This window comes from Lentzea sp. NPDC037011 (assembly GCF_055607425.1).
The window spans coordinates 114,868-128,039 of sequence record NZ_JBVJRT010000011.1; the positions used below are offsets into that span (position 1 = coordinate 114,868).

Here is a 13,172-nt window from a genome sequence, read left to right on the forward strand (position 1 = left end):
TCAGGAGCGGGACCGTGGCGGTGGAGGAGAAGCGCGCGTGGGCCATGGGGATCGTCGCCCTGGTCGGGTACGCGGTGTACGTGGTGCTGGTGCTGACAGGTGCCGATGGACGGCCGTTGGCCGAAGCGCCGTACGTCGGCGCGGCGTTGTGGACGATCGGGTCGGGGATCGTCGCCGGCATCGTGGCGGGCATCTGGTTCGGGATCGCGTCCCGGCGCGAGGGCGGGCTCCAGGTCGACGAACGGGACCGGGAGATCGGCCGGTTCGGTGACCACGTGGGCCAGTCGTTCGTGGTCATCGGCGGGATGTCCGCGCTGGTGCTCGCCATGGTGGAAGCGCCGCACTTCTGGATCGCGAACGTGCTGTACCTGGGTTTCGTGCTGTCGGCGGTGCTCGGCTCCGCGGCGAAGCTCGGCGCCTACCGGCAGGGCGTGCTGTGAAGCCCACGAAGGTCACGAACTCCATCCGCGCGCTGCGGTTCGCGCACGGCGAGATGACGCAGGCCGACCTCGCCGCGGCGATCGGCGTGACCCGGCAGACGCTGATCGCCGTCGAACAGGGGCGGTACTCGCCCTCGCTGGAGGTCGCGTTCCGGATAGCGCGCGTGTTCGGGGTCCCGCTCGAAGAGGTGTTCCAGTACCCGGAGGAGGAGACGACGTGAAAGCCGTTGTGCAGCGAAGATACGGGTCGGCGGTGTTCGGTGACCTGGACGTGCCGGTGCCGGGGCGGGGTGAGGTGCTGCTGGAGGTGCGGGCGGCGGGGGTCGACATGGGCACCTGGCACCTGCTCACCGGCCGGCCCCACCTGGTGCGCGTCATCGGGTTCGGGTTCCGCGGCCCGAAGTCGCCGGTGCCGGGCAGGGACGTGTCCGGTGTGGTCGCGGCGGCCGGCCCCGGCGTGACCGGGTTCGCCGTCGGCGACGAGGTGTTCGGCACCTGCGACGGCGCCTACGCCGAGTACGCCGTCGCCCCCGTCTCCCGGCTGGCGCGCAAACCTGCGGGGCTCTCGTTCACGGAGGCGGCCGCCCTGCCGATCTCGGGCGGGACCGCGGTGCAGGGCCTGCGCTCGGTCCAACCGGGCCAGCGGGTCCTGGTGCTGGGCGCCGGTGGTGGCGTCGGGTCGTACGGCGTGCAGATCGCCCGGTCACTCGGCGCGCACGTCACGGGTGTGTGCAGCACGGGCAAGGCGGAGCTGGTGCGCTCGTTGGGCGCGCACGAAGTCGTGGACTACACGGTCGCGGACTTCACCGGAACCTACGACCTGGTGCTGGACTGCGGCGGGCACCGTTCGCTGTCCCGGCTGCGCAAGGCGGTGGGACGGCACGGCACGGTGGTGATCGTCGGTTCCGAGACGGCCGAACCGCTGTTCGGCGGGTTCGACCGGTCGCTGCGGGCCATGGCGCTGAACGCGTTCGTCCCGCAGAAGCTCGTCGCGCTGGCCTCCGCGGAACGCGCCGACGTCTTCGAGGAGCTCCGCGTGCTCGTCGAGGCGGGCCACGTCAGACCGGCCGTCGGCCGCACCTTCCCGTTGGCGGCGGCGGTCGAGGCGATCGAGCACGTCCACTCGCGACGGTCACCCGGCAAGGTCGTCGTCACGATCTGACCGCCGATCCCGCCGGTGGTCACGCGGTGCCGTCGCGCATGTTCACCGCGCGTGCGGCAGCGTGAACGAGTCGACCTGCGGCAGGTCGTGCCCGAGCCGGTCCCGCTTCGCCGTCAGGTACGCGATGTTGTGCGGGTTGGGCGGCATCAGCAGCGGCACGCGGGCGGCGACCTCGATGCCGTTGTCCTCCAGGGCCGCGATCTTGTCGGGGTTGTTGGACATCAGGCGGACGGACCGCACGCGCAGGTGCCGCAGCACGCGGGCGGCGGGGGAGTAGTCGCGGACGTCGACGGGCAGGCCGAGTGAGGTGGCCGAGTCGAGGGTGTCCATGCCGGCGTCCTGCAGCACGTGGGTGCGGACCTTTGCCACCAAACCGATTCCGCGGCCTTCGTGGCCACGCAGGTAAACCAGCACGCCGCTGCCCTCGCGGACGATGGTGTTCAGCGCGGCGTCGAGTTGTTCGCCGCACTCGCAGCGCATGGCCCCGAAGATGTCACCGGTCATGCACTCGGAGTGGATGCGGACGAGGACGTTCTCGCGCAGCTTCGTCCTGCCGTAGACGAGTGCCATGTGTTCGTGGCCGTCCGCGCGGAAGGCGATCGCGCGGAAGGTGCCGCGGCGGGTCACCAGGTCGGACTCCGCCACGTCTTCGTCGGTGAAGGCCTGCTCGAACATCTCGGGTCCCCTCGTCACCAGGTTCCTCCCGGGCGGTCAACTACGCTCGGGCCTGACGTCGCACCGTAACCCGGCCGCACAGCGGAGGTCATCCTGTTCAGCATCACCGTCCGCGATCACGTGATGATCGCCCACAGCTTCCGCGGCGAGGTCTTCGGTCCGGCACAACGTCTGCACGGAGCAACGTTCCTGGTGGACGCAACGTTCAAACGGGCTGAGCTCGACGCCGACAACATCGTCGTCGACATCGGACTCGCCACCCAGGAGCTGGGCAAGGTCCTGGCCGCGTTCAACTACCGCAACCTCGACGAAGAACCGCAGTTCGCGGGCATCAACACGTCGACGGAGTGGCTCGCGAAGCACATCGCCGACCAGCTCGCCGACGCCATCGCGGCGGGGGCGCTCGGTGAGGGCGCTCACGGCATCGATGGGATCACCGTCACACTCCACGAGTCGCACGTGGCGTGGGCGAGCTACGAACGTGCACTTCGTACTGCCGGCTGACGTCGCCGATCCGGGCAGTCCCAGCGGCGGCAACGTCTACGACCTCCGGGTCGGCGACGGCCTGCACAAGATTGCCGTCGCTGGTGACTGGCCGCGTCCGCGTGACAGCGGAGCGCTTGAGCAAGCGCTTGCGGGCGTTCCGGACGGGGAGGTGGTCCTCCTCGACGGACTGGTGAGCTGCGGTGTGCCCGAAGTGGTCGTGCCGCACGCACGGCGGCTGCGGCTCGCCGTGCTCGTGCACCTGCCGTTGGCCGATGAGACCGGTCTCGACCCGATGACCGCGCACGACCTGAACGAGCGGGAACGACAGGTCCTGCACGCCGCCGCAACTGTCATCGCGACCAGTCCGACGGCGGCGCGTGACATCAAGACCAGGCATGGGCTGGAGCACGTCCACGTCGTCGTCCCGGGCGCGGACCCGGCGCCGCCGGCCACCGGCACGGACGGCAAGACGAACCTGCTCTGCGTCGCGTCGATCACACCGCGCAAGGGCCAGGACGTCCTGGTCAGAGCGTTGCAGAGGACGAACCACGACTGGCGGCTGACGTGTGTGGGCCCGCACCGCCCGTTCCTGCACCAGATCCCGCGCGACGACCGCGTCAGCTTCCCCGGACCGCTCACCGGCGAGGCACTGACCAGCGCCTACGTCAACGCCGACCTGTTCGTGCTGGCGAGCAGGAACGAGACCTGGGGCATGGTCGTCACCGAGGCCCTCGCGCACGGCCTGCCGGTCATCGCGAGCGCCGTCCCGGACGCGCTCGGCACCGGCGGGCTGCTCCTCCCGCCGGGAGACGAAAACGCCTTCGCAGCTGCACTGACGCGCTGGTTCGAAGATCACCGGTTCCGCGCGGAGCTCCGGCGCAGGGCGCGGTCCAGAAGGGCTCATCTGTCCACTTGGGACGAATCTGCGCAGGGCCTGCGGAGGGTGCTGGCTAGTCTGCGGCCATGACCTTCGCGCCGGAATGGCTGGCACTGCGGGAAACCGCCGACGCACGCGCACGTTCGACGGAGCTCGTGGACGTGTTCCGCGGAACTCGGGTGAACCGAACCCCGCTGACGATCCGTGACCTGGGGTGTGGAACGGGATCGATGGGCCGGTGGCTCGCAGGGAAGCTCGACGGCGTGCAGCAGCACTGGGTGCTGCACGACCGCGACCCCCGGCTGCTCGGCCTTGCGCGGGCGAGCATGAACGCCGTCGAGAACGTCACCGCCGAGACGCGGGAGGGCGACCTCACCGCGCTCACCGCCGCCGACCTCGCGGGTGCCGACCTGGTCACCTGCTCCGCGCTGCTCGACCTGCTCACCGCCGCCGAGGTGAACGCTCTGGCCGCGGCCTGCGTAGGAGCACATGTGCCCGCCTTGTTCACGCTCTCGGTGGCCGGCCGGGTCGAGTTCGACCCGGCCGAGCCGCTCGACGCCGCCTTCCAGGACGCGTTCAACGCGCACCAGCGGCGGGTGGTGGACGGGCGCGCGCTGCTCGGGCCGGACGCACCGGCCGCCGCGCAGGAGGCGTTCGCGGCGCTCGGGGCGGTGGTGCGGACGGCGCAGAGCCCGTGGCGCACGCGTGGTGACGCCCTGCAGCGGGAATGGCTCAGGGGCTGGGTCGCTGCGGCGGTCGAGCAGGAACCCGCACTCGCCCCGGCCGCGTCCGAGTACCTGCGCCGCAGGTCGGAGGCCTCCGCGGTGGTCCACCACGTCGACCTGCTGGCCCTACCTGGAGCTGTGTGATGAAACGTTTCTGGCCATGGCTCCGCCTGCTGGTGGCGGTGGCGATCCTCGTGGGGCTGGGCCTGCGCCTGGGCACCGGGGCGTTCCTCGACGGGCTGCGCGCGATCGACGCGTTCTCCGTCGCCGCAGCCCTCGCGATCGGGTTCGCGACGACGCTGCTCAGCGCGGGTCGCTGGGTGCTCGTCGCGCGCCGCCTCGGCCTGCCGCTGACCGTGCGGACCGCGGTCGGCGACTACTACCGCGCTCAGCTCGTCAACGCCGTGCTGCCCGCGGGCGTTCTCGGCGACGTGCACCGCGCGGTGCACCACGGGCGCGAGTCCGGTGACGTGGGACGGGGCGTGCGCGCCGTGTTCTTCGAACGGTTCGCTGGCCAGTTCGTGCTGATCGGGATCGGGGTCGCGGTGTTCCTCACCCACCCCGCCCCCGGCCTCGGCTTCGCACCGGACGTGACCACGGTCGCCGTCGTGCTCACCGGCCTGGCCGCGCTCGCCGTCCTCGGCTGGCACGTCGGACCGGTCAAGAGGGTGCTGGTCGACACGCTCGCGGACGGCATCCGGCTGCTGTCGCTCAAGACCTGGCCCGCGGTCGTCGTGCTCTCCGCCGGAGCGGTCGCCGGGTACGTCGCGCTGTTCCTCGTCGCCGCTCGCGCCGCCGGGTCGGACGCCACGGTCACGCAGCTCGCTCCGGTCGTGGTCGTCGCGCTGCTGGTGATGGCGATCCCGGTCAACATCGGCGGGTTCGGCCCGCGCGAGGCGTTCCTCGCGGTGGCGTTCGGCGCCGCCGGGCTGGGCGCCCAGCAGGGGTTCACCACCGGCATCGTCTACGGCGTGCTCGCCCTCGTCGCGAGCCTGCCCGGCGCGGTCGTCCTGCTCACCTCACGGCGCAAGGCCGTCGGCCAGGTCGAGGTGGTGCCGGAACGACTCGACCAGCCCCGCGAGCACCAGCTCGCCCTTGCGCGCTGAGGCCAGTGACGGCCGCCCGACGACACCGGAGGACGTGTACGGCCTCAGGCCCAGGGTGAGCATGTGCCGCCGGTCCTCCGCGAGGTGGTCGGCGGACTCGAAGCCGGGACGGACCAGATCGGGGTGGGCGTGCAACAGGATCGAGGTCTCCAGCTCACCCGCGTGCATGTCGCTGTACGCCGAGGTCTCGATGCCCGCCTTCTCCCGCGCGAACGCCCAGTCGTCGCGGCCGGGGAACAGCGCCATCCCGGTCGACTCCTGCACCACGTTCGACAGCACGTAGTTGCCGCCGTGCGCGTTCACCAGCACGAGGTGCTCCACCCCGTTGTGCCGCAACGAGTCCGCGATGTCCGTGACCAGTGACACCAGCGTGCGCGCGGAGATGCTGACGGTCCCCGGCCAGTCGGCGTGCTCCTGTGAGCAGGAGAACTGGACCGGCGCGAGCAGCCGGACGTCGTACGCCTCGGCGATCCTCGACGCGATCGTCCAGGCGATCACCGCGTCCGTGGCCAGCGGCAGGAACGGGCCGTGCTGCTCGGTGCTGCCGACCGGGAGCACGGCCACGCGCTGCCCGCGGACGTCGGCGGTGGTGTCACTGGGGAACATGGCCCCGACCGTAGTCAATCCGGTGGCACAGCGCAGGAATCTCCCCGGCGGCCAGTTTCGGCATGACCTCGGGCAGCTCCTCGAACGCGCTGGAACCCGTGATCAGCGCGTCGAACCGCTCGTCGGCGAGCAGGTCCAGGGCGAGCGCCATGCGCTCGGCGTACGACCGGTCGGGCCGGCCGACCACGCCGACCTGGCTGCTGCGGATCGTGAGCCGCTTCGAGTGGAAGAACTCGCCCAGCGGCACGGCGACGCGCCGGTCGCCGTACCAGCTCAGCTCGATCACCCGGCCCTCCGGTGCGAGCAGGTTCAACGCCGTGGTGAGCCCGGCTTCCGTCGCGCTCGCGTGGAAGACGAGGTCACAGCCGTCGAGAGCGGCGTCCGGCAGCGCGAACCCGACCCCGAGCCGCCGGGCGACCGACTCGCGGCCGGGGTCGGCGTCGACGAGCTCGACCCGCGCGCCGGGGAACGTCGCGAGCACCGCCGCGATGCTCGACCCGACCATGCCACCGCCGACCACCGCGATCCGGTCGCCGATCAACGGGCGTGCGTCCCACACGGCGTTCACGGCCGTCTCCACGGTCCCCGCGAGCACCGCGCGAGCGGCGGGAACGCCGTCCGGCACCGGGGTGACCGCGGATTCCGGGACCACGTAACGGGTCTGGTGTGGATAGAGGCAGAACACCGTCCGCCCGCGCAGGTCCGCCGGTCCGTGTTCGACGACGCCCACGTTGAGGTACCCGTACTTGACCGGCCACGGGAAGTCACCGTCCTGGAAGGGGGCCCGCATCGTGGCGTACTGGTTCTCCGGCACCCCGCCGCGGTGCACGAGCGTCTCCGTGCCCCGGCTGACCCCCGAGAACAGCGTGCGCACCTCGACCTCACCCGGACCCGGTCCGGCCAGCTCGACCGGCCGAACCTCCCCTTTTCCGGACTCATTGAGCCAAAAGGCATCCGCCGTACGTGTCACTCACAACACCTCCGCCGCGCTAGGGGCCACTGATGACCACACTCCAGCACACCCGCACCTCCGCCGCTGTCACGCGGGGGCCCCGCGTTCCCCTCAGGGGCACGCGGGAGTCCTACGTTCCCCTCGAACCGGGGGTGTGGGCGGGGGTGCAGGTGGCGTTGCTGGTGGTCGTGGCGGCGATGGTCGGGCTCGGGCCGCTCGGGTGGGCCGCAGGGTTGGCCTACGGGTTCGCCACCTGGGCGTTCCTCGGCTATGGCGTGCAACGGCACCGCATTGCCTCCCTCGGGCCCGCTGACCGGGTCACGCTGGCGCGCGGCCTGCTGGTCGGCGCGGTCACGGCGCTGGTCGCCGACCGCGCGGGGCAGGACGTGCCGGTCGCGCTGGTCGTGGCGCTGGCGGCGGTCGCGTTGTCGCTGGACTGGGTGGACGGCCAGGTCGCGCGCCGCACGGGCACGTCGACCGCGCTGGGCGCCCGGTTCGACATGGAGGTCGACGCGTTCCTGATCCTGGTGCTGAGCGCGTACGTGGCCGTCCACACGGGTCCGTGGGTGCTCGCGATCGGGCTCATGCGGTACGCGTTCGTCGCCGCGTCGTGGAAGTTCCGTTGGCTCAACGCGCCACTTCCGGCCAGCTACGCGCGCAAGGTCGTGGCGGCGGTGCAGGGCATCGTCCTCGTCGTGGCGGCGTCGGGGCTGCTGCCGTTCGCGGGCGTGCTCGTCGGTCTCGCGCTGGTGTCGCTGGTGTGGTCGTTCGGTCGCGATGTGCTCTGGCTGTGGCACAACGGCGCTGCCGTGGTGGGAGAATCCCGCCATGTCTGAGCAGACCTCCACCGCGGCGAAGGTCGGCAACGTCGTCGTCTGGATCTTGCAGATCGCGCTCGCCGTGCAGTTCTTCCTGAACGGCTACTCGCTGTTCACCGACCAGTTCGTCGCGAAGTTCGACGACATCGGCCTCGGCCAGTGGTTCCGGTACTTCACCGGCGTGCTGGAGATCGCCACCGCGGTCGGTCTGCTGGTCCCGCGCATCTGCGGCCTCGCGGCGCTCGCGCTGGCGGGCATCATGGCCGGCGCCGCGCTGACCGAGGTGTTCCTCGTGACCAACGGCGGCCTCGACGACGCGAAGATGCCGCTCCTGTTCATGGTGTGGGCGCTGGTGATCGCGGTCTACCGCCGCGAGCAGGTCCTCGGCGCGCTCAGCCTCGCGAAGAAGAAGTGACCTTCGGGAAGTAGCGCAGCACGGCGACGTCCCCGACCTTCTCGACGTCCTCCAGGTGGAACCGGCGGGCCGGTCCACCGGGGAACTCGGCGGGGTTCACGAAACGCGGGGCCGTCGCCTGCCCGATCAGCATCGGCGCGACGGCCACCCTGACCTCGTCGGCCAGCCCGGCGCTCAGGAACGCCGTGTGGATGCTCGTGCCGCCCTCGACCATCAGCTTCCGCACACCGCGTTCGCCGAGGTCGTCCAGGATCTCGGGGAGTTCGCTGAAGGTCTTCGTCTCCGCCAGGTGGCCGACCGTGGTGACCGGGGCCTGCGAGTACACCAGGCGCTCCCCGCCGCAGTGCCAGAAGCGCAGCCCGGGGTCCAGCCGGCCGCTCCTGGTCACGGTCACCCGCAACGGGAACTCCGGCTTTCCCCCGGCAACCCTGCGCGCGCGCCGCTCCTCGCTGTAGACGAGCAGTCGCGCGTTGTCGCGCCGCAACGTCTCGGCCCCGACCAGGACCGCGTCCGACTCCGCGCGCATCCGGTCGACGTGGTCGAAGTCCTCGGCGTTGGAAAGCGGGAAGCGCTCGGTGCCGCGGTCGTCGATGTGGCCGTCGAGGCTGACGGCCACGCTGAGCAGAACGTGCGGGCGGGTCACGCATCCGATGCTAGTGCAGTTGAACCGGTCCGGGGTCGCGCCGCGTTTAACCCAGGAGCAGGGAAAGGGGAAACTCGGTGCGGACGGTGTTGCGGCGGACGGCCACGGTGCTGGCGGGGCTGTTCGTGTTGTTCGTGCTCATCGCACCGAGCGACCTGGAGAGGTTCACGGTCGAGGCGTTCCTGCGGGTGCCGCTGGAAGGTCTCGTCGGCGTGCTGCTGCTGGTGCTGCTGCCGGACCGGTTCCGCCGGCCCGCCGCGCTCGTCCTCGGTGTGGCGCTGGGGCTCTTCACCGTCGTGAAGGTCATGGACATCGGGTTCGACGCGGTGCTGTACCGGCCGTTCGACCTCGTGCTCGACTGGCCGCTGCTGGTGCCCGCGGTCGACTTCGTGGACGTGACGTTCGGCCGCTTCGCCTCGGTGCTGGCCGTGGCGCTCGCGGTCGCGCTGGTCGCCGGGATCGTGGTGCTGGCCGCGATGTCCGTGCAGCGCCTGGGATCGGTGGCCGCCGGACGGCGCCCGGTCGTCGTCCGGGTCGTCGCGCTCGCCGTCGTGGGGTGCGTTTCCCTTGCGGTGCCGGGAGTCCCGGTCTACTCCGACGCGGCGGCGACCTCGGTGGCCGACCACGCGCGGCGCTTCCAGGCGGGGCTGCGCGACCAGGACGTGTTCGCGAGGGAGGCCGCGGTCGACGCGTTCCGCGGCCGCCAGGGACTGCTGTCGGCGTTGCAGGACAAGGACGTCGTGTTCACCTTCGTGGAGAGCTACGGCAGGTCGGCGCTGGACCTGCCCGACGTGGCCGCGAAGCTCGCCGACGGCGGCGCACGGCTGAACGCCCGCGGGTACACCGCGAAGTCGGCCTACCTGACCTCGCCGACCGCGGGCGGCGGCAGCTGGATGGCGCAGGCGACGCTGCTGTCCGGGCTGTGGATCGACAACCAGCAGCGCTACCGCAACCTCGTGGCGAGCGACCGGCTCACGCTGCCGCGCGCGTTCCGCGAGGCGTCGTGGCACTCGGCCGGCGTCGTGCCGGGCATCACGCAGGCGTGGCCGGAGGGCGGCTTCTTCCACTACGACGAGGTCTACGCGGCGCAGGACCTCGGCTACACCGGCCCGCGGTTCGGGTACGCGACCACACCGGACCAGTTCACGCTGGAGTCGTTCCAGCGCAACGTCCGCGGGAAGCGGCAGGGCCCGGTGATGGCCGCGATCCCGCTGGTGTCCTCGCACGCACCCTGGTCGCCCACACCGGACTTCGTCGACTGGGACCGCCTCGGCGACGGCGCCGTCTACGCCGGCATGCCCGCCTCGGACGACCCGCCCGAGTCGATCTTCGGCCGCGACCCGGCCGCGGTGCGCGCCGACTACGCGCACTCGGTGTCGTACTCGCTGGAGTCGGTCGTGTCCTACCTGGAGCGCTACGGCGATGACGACCTGGTGTTCGTGTTCCTCGGCGACCACCAGCCCGCTCAGGTGGTGACCGGTGAGGGCGCCTCGAAGGACGTGCCGGTCACGGTCGTCGCCAGGGACCCGGCCGTGCTGGAGCGGGTCGGGGAGTGGGGGTGGGACGACGGGCTCCGTCCGGGCGCGACGGCACCGGTGTCGCGGATGAGCGACTTCCGCGACCAGTTCCTCTCGACGTTCTCCCCGCCGGAGGCGTAGCCGGGGTGCGCCCGGACCCGAGCTCCTCCGGGCCGCGGCGCCGACCGCGAGCCCGGACCGTCGTCCCCCGGACCGTCGTGCTCAGCCCATCGTCTTCTGGCCGTCGATGGTCTCGCGGATGATGTCCGCGTGGCCGGCGTGCTGCGCGGTCTCGGCGACGATGTGCACCAGCACCCGCCGCGCCGACCGGGTCGCGCCCTCGGGGAACCACGGCGCCGTGGGCAGCGCGTGCGTCAGGTCGAGGTCGACCGTCTCGACGAGCCGGTCGGTGTAGGCCGCGACCTCCTGGTAGCGGGCCAGAACGCCCTCCAGCGTCTCGCCCGGCGCCATCCGGAAGTTCGCGGCGTGGTTCTCGTAGTCCGTCGACTCGTGGTCGACCTCCATGGCCGACGTGCCGTGCTCGATGAACCGGACCCAGCTCTCCTCGACCGTCGCGACGTGCTTGATCAGGCCGCCGATGCACAGCGCGCTGGCCGTCGGGCTGGACGCCGCCTGCTCGTCGGTGAGGCCCTGCGCGGTGAACGTCAGGAACCAGCGGTGCTGCCGCAGGCTCTCGAGCAGGTCCGCGCGCTCGCCGGTGAGGATCTCGGTGGTGGTCATCGCCTGTGTCCTTCGCTCGTTTGTCCGACACGAAGGACTCTATGACCACTTGAGGTCAGCTTGTGTCCTAGACGAACGCCGCTCAAGCGGAACTTGAGCGGCGTTCGAGCGACAGGGCGGTGACGTGTTCGTCACCGTCGGTGGTTCACCGGTTCAGGTAACCGTCGTCCGGGCGATCGACCCGGCCGCCGCCCTCCTCGGTCTCCTCGACGCGCATGGCGGTCTCCTCGGGCGCGGTGACGTGGCCGCCCTCGCCCGCCGCGACCGCGACCGCGTCCGGCTCGTCGTCGACGGGCTCGCCACCGCCCTCGGGCGTCGTGAACTGCTGGGGTTCGGTCATGCCCTGGTGGTTTCCGGTGATCGGGGCCCGCAAACTCATCGGCAGTGCAGCCGCACGGCCGTGTCCCGGCCGCCGCCGCGCAGCGTGGCGAGGTTCGCGCCGGTCAGCCCGAGCACGGCCTGGGCGGTCGCACGGGTCGCCGTCGCCGGGGTGAAACCGGTCGAGTCGAACGCGATCGCGCCCCGGTCCGCGACCGGTGCCGAGCAGCCGACCTGCAGCGACCGCAGGTACGCGCGGGCCTTCGCCGCGCTCTGACCGGACAGCACCTGGGCGGCGAGGCCCGTGCTGTTGGCGTTGGAACCGGACTGGGCGCTCGGGAACCCGCCGTCGGCCTGCTGCCGGCTCCGCAGCCACGTCAGGGCGCTGCCGGTGGGCTTGCCGGTCGAGCGCAGGGCCTGGACGACGATCGCGGTCGCGTCCACGTCGCTGACGCACGGCGAGGTCTCGAACGCCACCGGGAACCCGCCGTCGGGGCACTGGCTCGCCGCGAGGTACCCGGCGGCCTTGCCGTCCTTCAGCGCGATGACCCCGTACGACTGCGTGAACGCGTTGGAGAAGTCGCCGAACTGCGACCGGTCGGTGTAGCGGCCGGAGGGCGCCTGCAAGGCCGTGAGCCCGGCGAGCAGGTCACGCCCGGCGAACGCCCGCGGGTCCTTGCCCTTCACCCGTGCGGCGACGGCGAGCTTGGCGTGCGCACCGGCGTACGCCTCGCCGTCCGTGCCGAGGTAGGCGCCGGCGATCTCGGGCTTCGCGAGCCACGCGATGGCCCGGCCGGCGTGGCCGTCGGCCGAGCGGGCGGCCGAGAACGCGAGCACCGCGTCGATCGTCAGGCCCTGGTCCGGGTACTTCACGCCACCGAAGTCGGTCTCCAGCCGCTCGCCGTCCACCAGCTGCGCGGCCAGCCACCCCGCGGCGGCGTCGACGCGGTGGGCGGTGCCGGCGTGGGCCGGGACGGCGGTGACGAGCGAGACGCCGACGACGGCGGCGACGATGAGTTTCTGCACGCTCCGACACTCTCATCCCGCTGCGCCCCACCGGCGGGTTTTGCGAGACTCGTCGCATGATCGCCGACGACCTGCGCCACTACCTCCAGCAGACCCGCGACTCCGTGGTGTCCTCTTTGGACGGACTGGCCGAGTACGACGTGCGCCGCCCGCTCGTGCCCAGCGGCACCAACCTGCTCGGCCTCGTCAAGCACCTGGCCGGCATCGAGCTCGGCTACCTCGGCGACTGCGTGGGCAGGCCCGCTCCGGTCGTGCTGCCGTGGGTCGAGGACGGCTCGATCTGGGAGGGCGCCGACATGTGGGCGAAACCGGACGAGAGCCGCGAGTACCTGCTCGACCTCTACCGCACGGCCTGGCGCCACACCGACGAGGCGATCGCCGCGCTGCCGCTGGACGCACCCGCCTCCGTGCCGTGGTGGGCCGAGCACAAGCGGCAGACCACGTTCGGGCACCTGCTGGTCCGCGTGGTCTCGGAGACCGCCCACCACGCCGGGCACTGCGACGTCGTGCGCGAGCTGGTCGACGGCCGCACCGGCGCCGGCAACCCGCCGGAGTACTTCGCCCTGGTGGAGCGCATGGCGGCGCAGACGCGCTGACGGCCACCCTTGCCGAAAGTTAAGGTGCACCGGTTCCGAACGCCAGAGGTGCGCGGGCGCCGGGCTTCG

The 13,172-nt window shown here is 71.8% G+C and carries 18 protein-coding genes; 11 read left to right on the top strand and 7 right to left on the bottom strand.

Going from position 1 to position 13,172, the window contains the following annotated elements; all coding sequences use genetic code 11:
* Window positions 1-14 precede the first annotated feature (14 nt).
* From ACZ7CH_RS30855 to ACZ7CH_RS30865, 3 genes are read left to right on the top strand one after another with little or no spacing between them, the layout of a single operon-like run.
* Window positions 15-440 carry a hypothetical protein gene (locus ACZ7CH_RS30855; RefSeq protein WP_360397996.1) on the top strand — a complete coding sequence of 142 codons (426 nt, stop codon included), beginning with the start codon at window positions 15-17 and terminating at the stop codon, window positions 438-440.
* Complete coding sequence (locus ACZ7CH_RS30860; RefSeq protein WP_360397998.1) at window positions 437-661, top strand: helix-turn-helix transcriptional regulator; 225 nt, start codon at window positions 437-439, stop codon at window positions 659-661. The genes ACZ7CH_RS30855 and ACZ7CH_RS30860 overlap by 4 nt, the downstream gene beginning before the upstream one ends.
* A complete protein-coding gene (locus ACZ7CH_RS30865; RefSeq protein WP_470375548.1) occupies window positions 658-1,602 on the top strand; it encodes an NAD(P)-dependent alcohol dehydrogenase in 945 nt (314 codons plus the stop codon). The genes ACZ7CH_RS30860 and ACZ7CH_RS30865 overlap by 4 nt, the downstream gene beginning before the upstream one ends.
* A gap of 42 nt (window positions 1,603-1,644) precedes the next feature.
* Here ACZ7CH_RS30865 and ribA read toward each other — a convergent pair whose 3' ends face one another.
* Window positions 1,645-2,295 (bottom strand): GTP cyclohydrolase II, encoded by a 651-nt coding sequence (gene ribA / locus ACZ7CH_RS30870; RefSeq protein WP_458434176.1) that lies wholly within the window; start codon window positions 2,293-2,295, stop codon window positions 1,645-1,647.
* Window positions 2,296-2,370: 75 nt separating this feature from the next.
* On the opposite strand from ribA, the gene ACZ7CH_RS30875 reads away from it, so the two are divergent.
* From ACZ7CH_RS30875 to ACZ7CH_RS30890, 4 genes are read left to right on the top strand one after another with little or no spacing between them, the layout of a single operon-like run.
* Window positions 2,371-2,781, top strand: a complete 411-nt coding sequence (locus ACZ7CH_RS30875) for a 6-pyruvoyl trahydropterin synthase family protein (RefSeq protein WP_360398258.1) — start codon at window positions 2,371-2,373, stop codon at window positions 2,779-2,781.
* The gene (locus ACZ7CH_RS30880) at window positions 2,759-3,730 is read left to right on the top strand and encodes a glycosyltransferase family 4 protein (protein ID WP_470375549.1); all 972 of its coding nucleotides are present in this window, start codon (window positions 2,759-2,761) and stop codon (window positions 3,728-3,730) included. The genes ACZ7CH_RS30875 and ACZ7CH_RS30880 overlap by 23 nt, the downstream gene beginning before the upstream one ends.
* Window positions 3,727-4,509: a class I SAM-dependent methyltransferase gene (locus ACZ7CH_RS30885; protein ID WP_470375550.1), complete on the top strand. Its 783-nt coding sequence runs from the start codon at window positions 3,727-3,729 to the stop codon at window positions 4,507-4,509. The genes ACZ7CH_RS30880 and ACZ7CH_RS30885 overlap by 4 nt, the downstream gene beginning before the upstream one ends.
* Window positions 4,509-5,471, top strand: coding sequence for a lysylphosphatidylglycerol synthase transmembrane domain-containing protein (locus ACZ7CH_RS30890; protein WP_470375551.1), 963 nt, complete (start codon window positions 4,509-4,511; stop codon window positions 5,469-5,471). Before ACZ7CH_RS30885 ends, ACZ7CH_RS30890 begins: the two co-directional genes overlap by 1 nt.
* On the opposite strand, the gene ACZ7CH_RS30895 is transcribed toward ACZ7CH_RS30890, so the two are convergent.
* A complete protein-coding gene (locus tag ACZ7CH_RS30895) occupies window positions 5,385-6,077 on the bottom strand; it encodes a creatininase family protein (protein ID WP_360398010.1) in 693 nt (230 codons plus the stop codon). The two genes, ACZ7CH_RS30890 and ACZ7CH_RS30895, sit on opposite strands and share 87 nt — an antisense overlap.
* Window positions 6,064-7,047, bottom strand: a complete 984-nt coding sequence (locus ACZ7CH_RS30900) for a zinc-dependent alcohol dehydrogenase (RefSeq protein ID WP_360398012.1) — start codon at window positions 7,045-7,047, stop codon at window positions 6,064-6,066. Before ACZ7CH_RS30900 ends, ACZ7CH_RS30895 begins: the two co-directional genes overlap by 14 nt.
* Window positions 7,048-7,079: 32 nt before the next feature.
* Between ACZ7CH_RS30900 and ACZ7CH_RS30905 the strand changes: the two genes are divergently transcribed.
* Both ACZ7CH_RS30905 and ACZ7CH_RS30910 read left to right on the top strand, forming a co-directional pair.
* Window positions 7,080-7,865, top strand: a complete 786-nt coding sequence (locus ACZ7CH_RS30905) for a CDP-alcohol phosphatidyltransferase family protein (protein ID WP_470375552.1) — start codon at window positions 7,080-7,082, stop codon at window positions 7,863-7,865.
* On the top strand, window positions 7,858-8,262 hold the full coding sequence (locus ACZ7CH_RS30910) for a DoxX family protein (RefSeq protein WP_360398014.1): 405 nt from the start codon (window positions 7,858-7,860) through the stop codon (window positions 8,260-8,262). Before ACZ7CH_RS30905 ends, ACZ7CH_RS30910 begins: the two co-directional genes overlap by 8 nt.
* Here ACZ7CH_RS30910 and ACZ7CH_RS30915 read toward each other — a convergent pair.
* The gene (locus ACZ7CH_RS30915; protein WP_470371369.1) at window positions 8,240-8,905 is read right to left on the bottom strand and encodes a RibD family protein; all 666 of its coding nucleotides are present in this window, start codon (window positions 8,903-8,905) and stop codon (window positions 8,240-8,242) included. The genes ACZ7CH_RS30910 and ACZ7CH_RS30915 overlap by 23 nt on opposite strands.
* 77 nt (window positions 8,906-8,982) lie before the next feature.
* Here ACZ7CH_RS30915 and ACZ7CH_RS30920 point away from each other — a divergent pair, with 77 nt between their 5' ends.
* Entirely contained in the window at window positions 8,983-10,563 is a 1,581-nt protein-coding gene (locus ACZ7CH_RS30920) for a sulfatase-like hydrolase/transferase (protein WP_470375553.1), read from the top strand.
* Window positions 10,564-10,644: 81 nt separating this feature from the next.
* Here ACZ7CH_RS30920 and ACZ7CH_RS30925 read toward each other — a convergent pair whose 3' ends face one another.
* The 3 genes from ACZ7CH_RS30925 to ACZ7CH_RS30935 all read right to left on the bottom strand — a co-directional run bounded on the left by ACZ7CH_RS30925 (window position 10,645) and on the right by ACZ7CH_RS30935 (window position 12,507).
* Window positions 10,645-11,163, bottom strand: a complete 519-nt coding sequence (locus ACZ7CH_RS30925) for a DinB family protein (protein WP_360398020.1) — start codon at window positions 11,161-11,163, stop codon at window positions 10,645-10,647.
* A gap of 145 nt (window positions 11,164-11,308) precedes the next feature.
* Complete coding sequence (locus ACZ7CH_RS30930; RefSeq protein WP_470375554.1) at window positions 11,309-11,503, bottom strand: hypothetical protein; 195 nt, start codon at window positions 11,501-11,503, stop codon at window positions 11,309-11,311.
* Window positions 11,504-11,538: 35 nt separating this feature from the next.
* Window positions 11,539-12,507, bottom strand: a complete 969-nt coding sequence (locus ACZ7CH_RS30935) for a peptidase (RefSeq protein ID WP_470375555.1) — start codon at window positions 12,505-12,507, stop codon at window positions 11,539-11,541.
* Between the two features lie 56 nt (window positions 12,508-12,563).
* Here ACZ7CH_RS30935 and ACZ7CH_RS30940 point away from each other — a divergent pair, with 56 nt between their 5' ends.
* The gene (locus ACZ7CH_RS30940; RefSeq protein ID WP_458434164.1) at window positions 12,564-13,103 is read left to right on the top strand and encodes a DinB family protein; all 540 of its coding nucleotides are present in this window, start codon (window positions 12,564-12,566) and stop codon (window positions 13,101-13,103) included.
* Window positions 13,104-13,172: the final 69 nt, after the last annotated feature.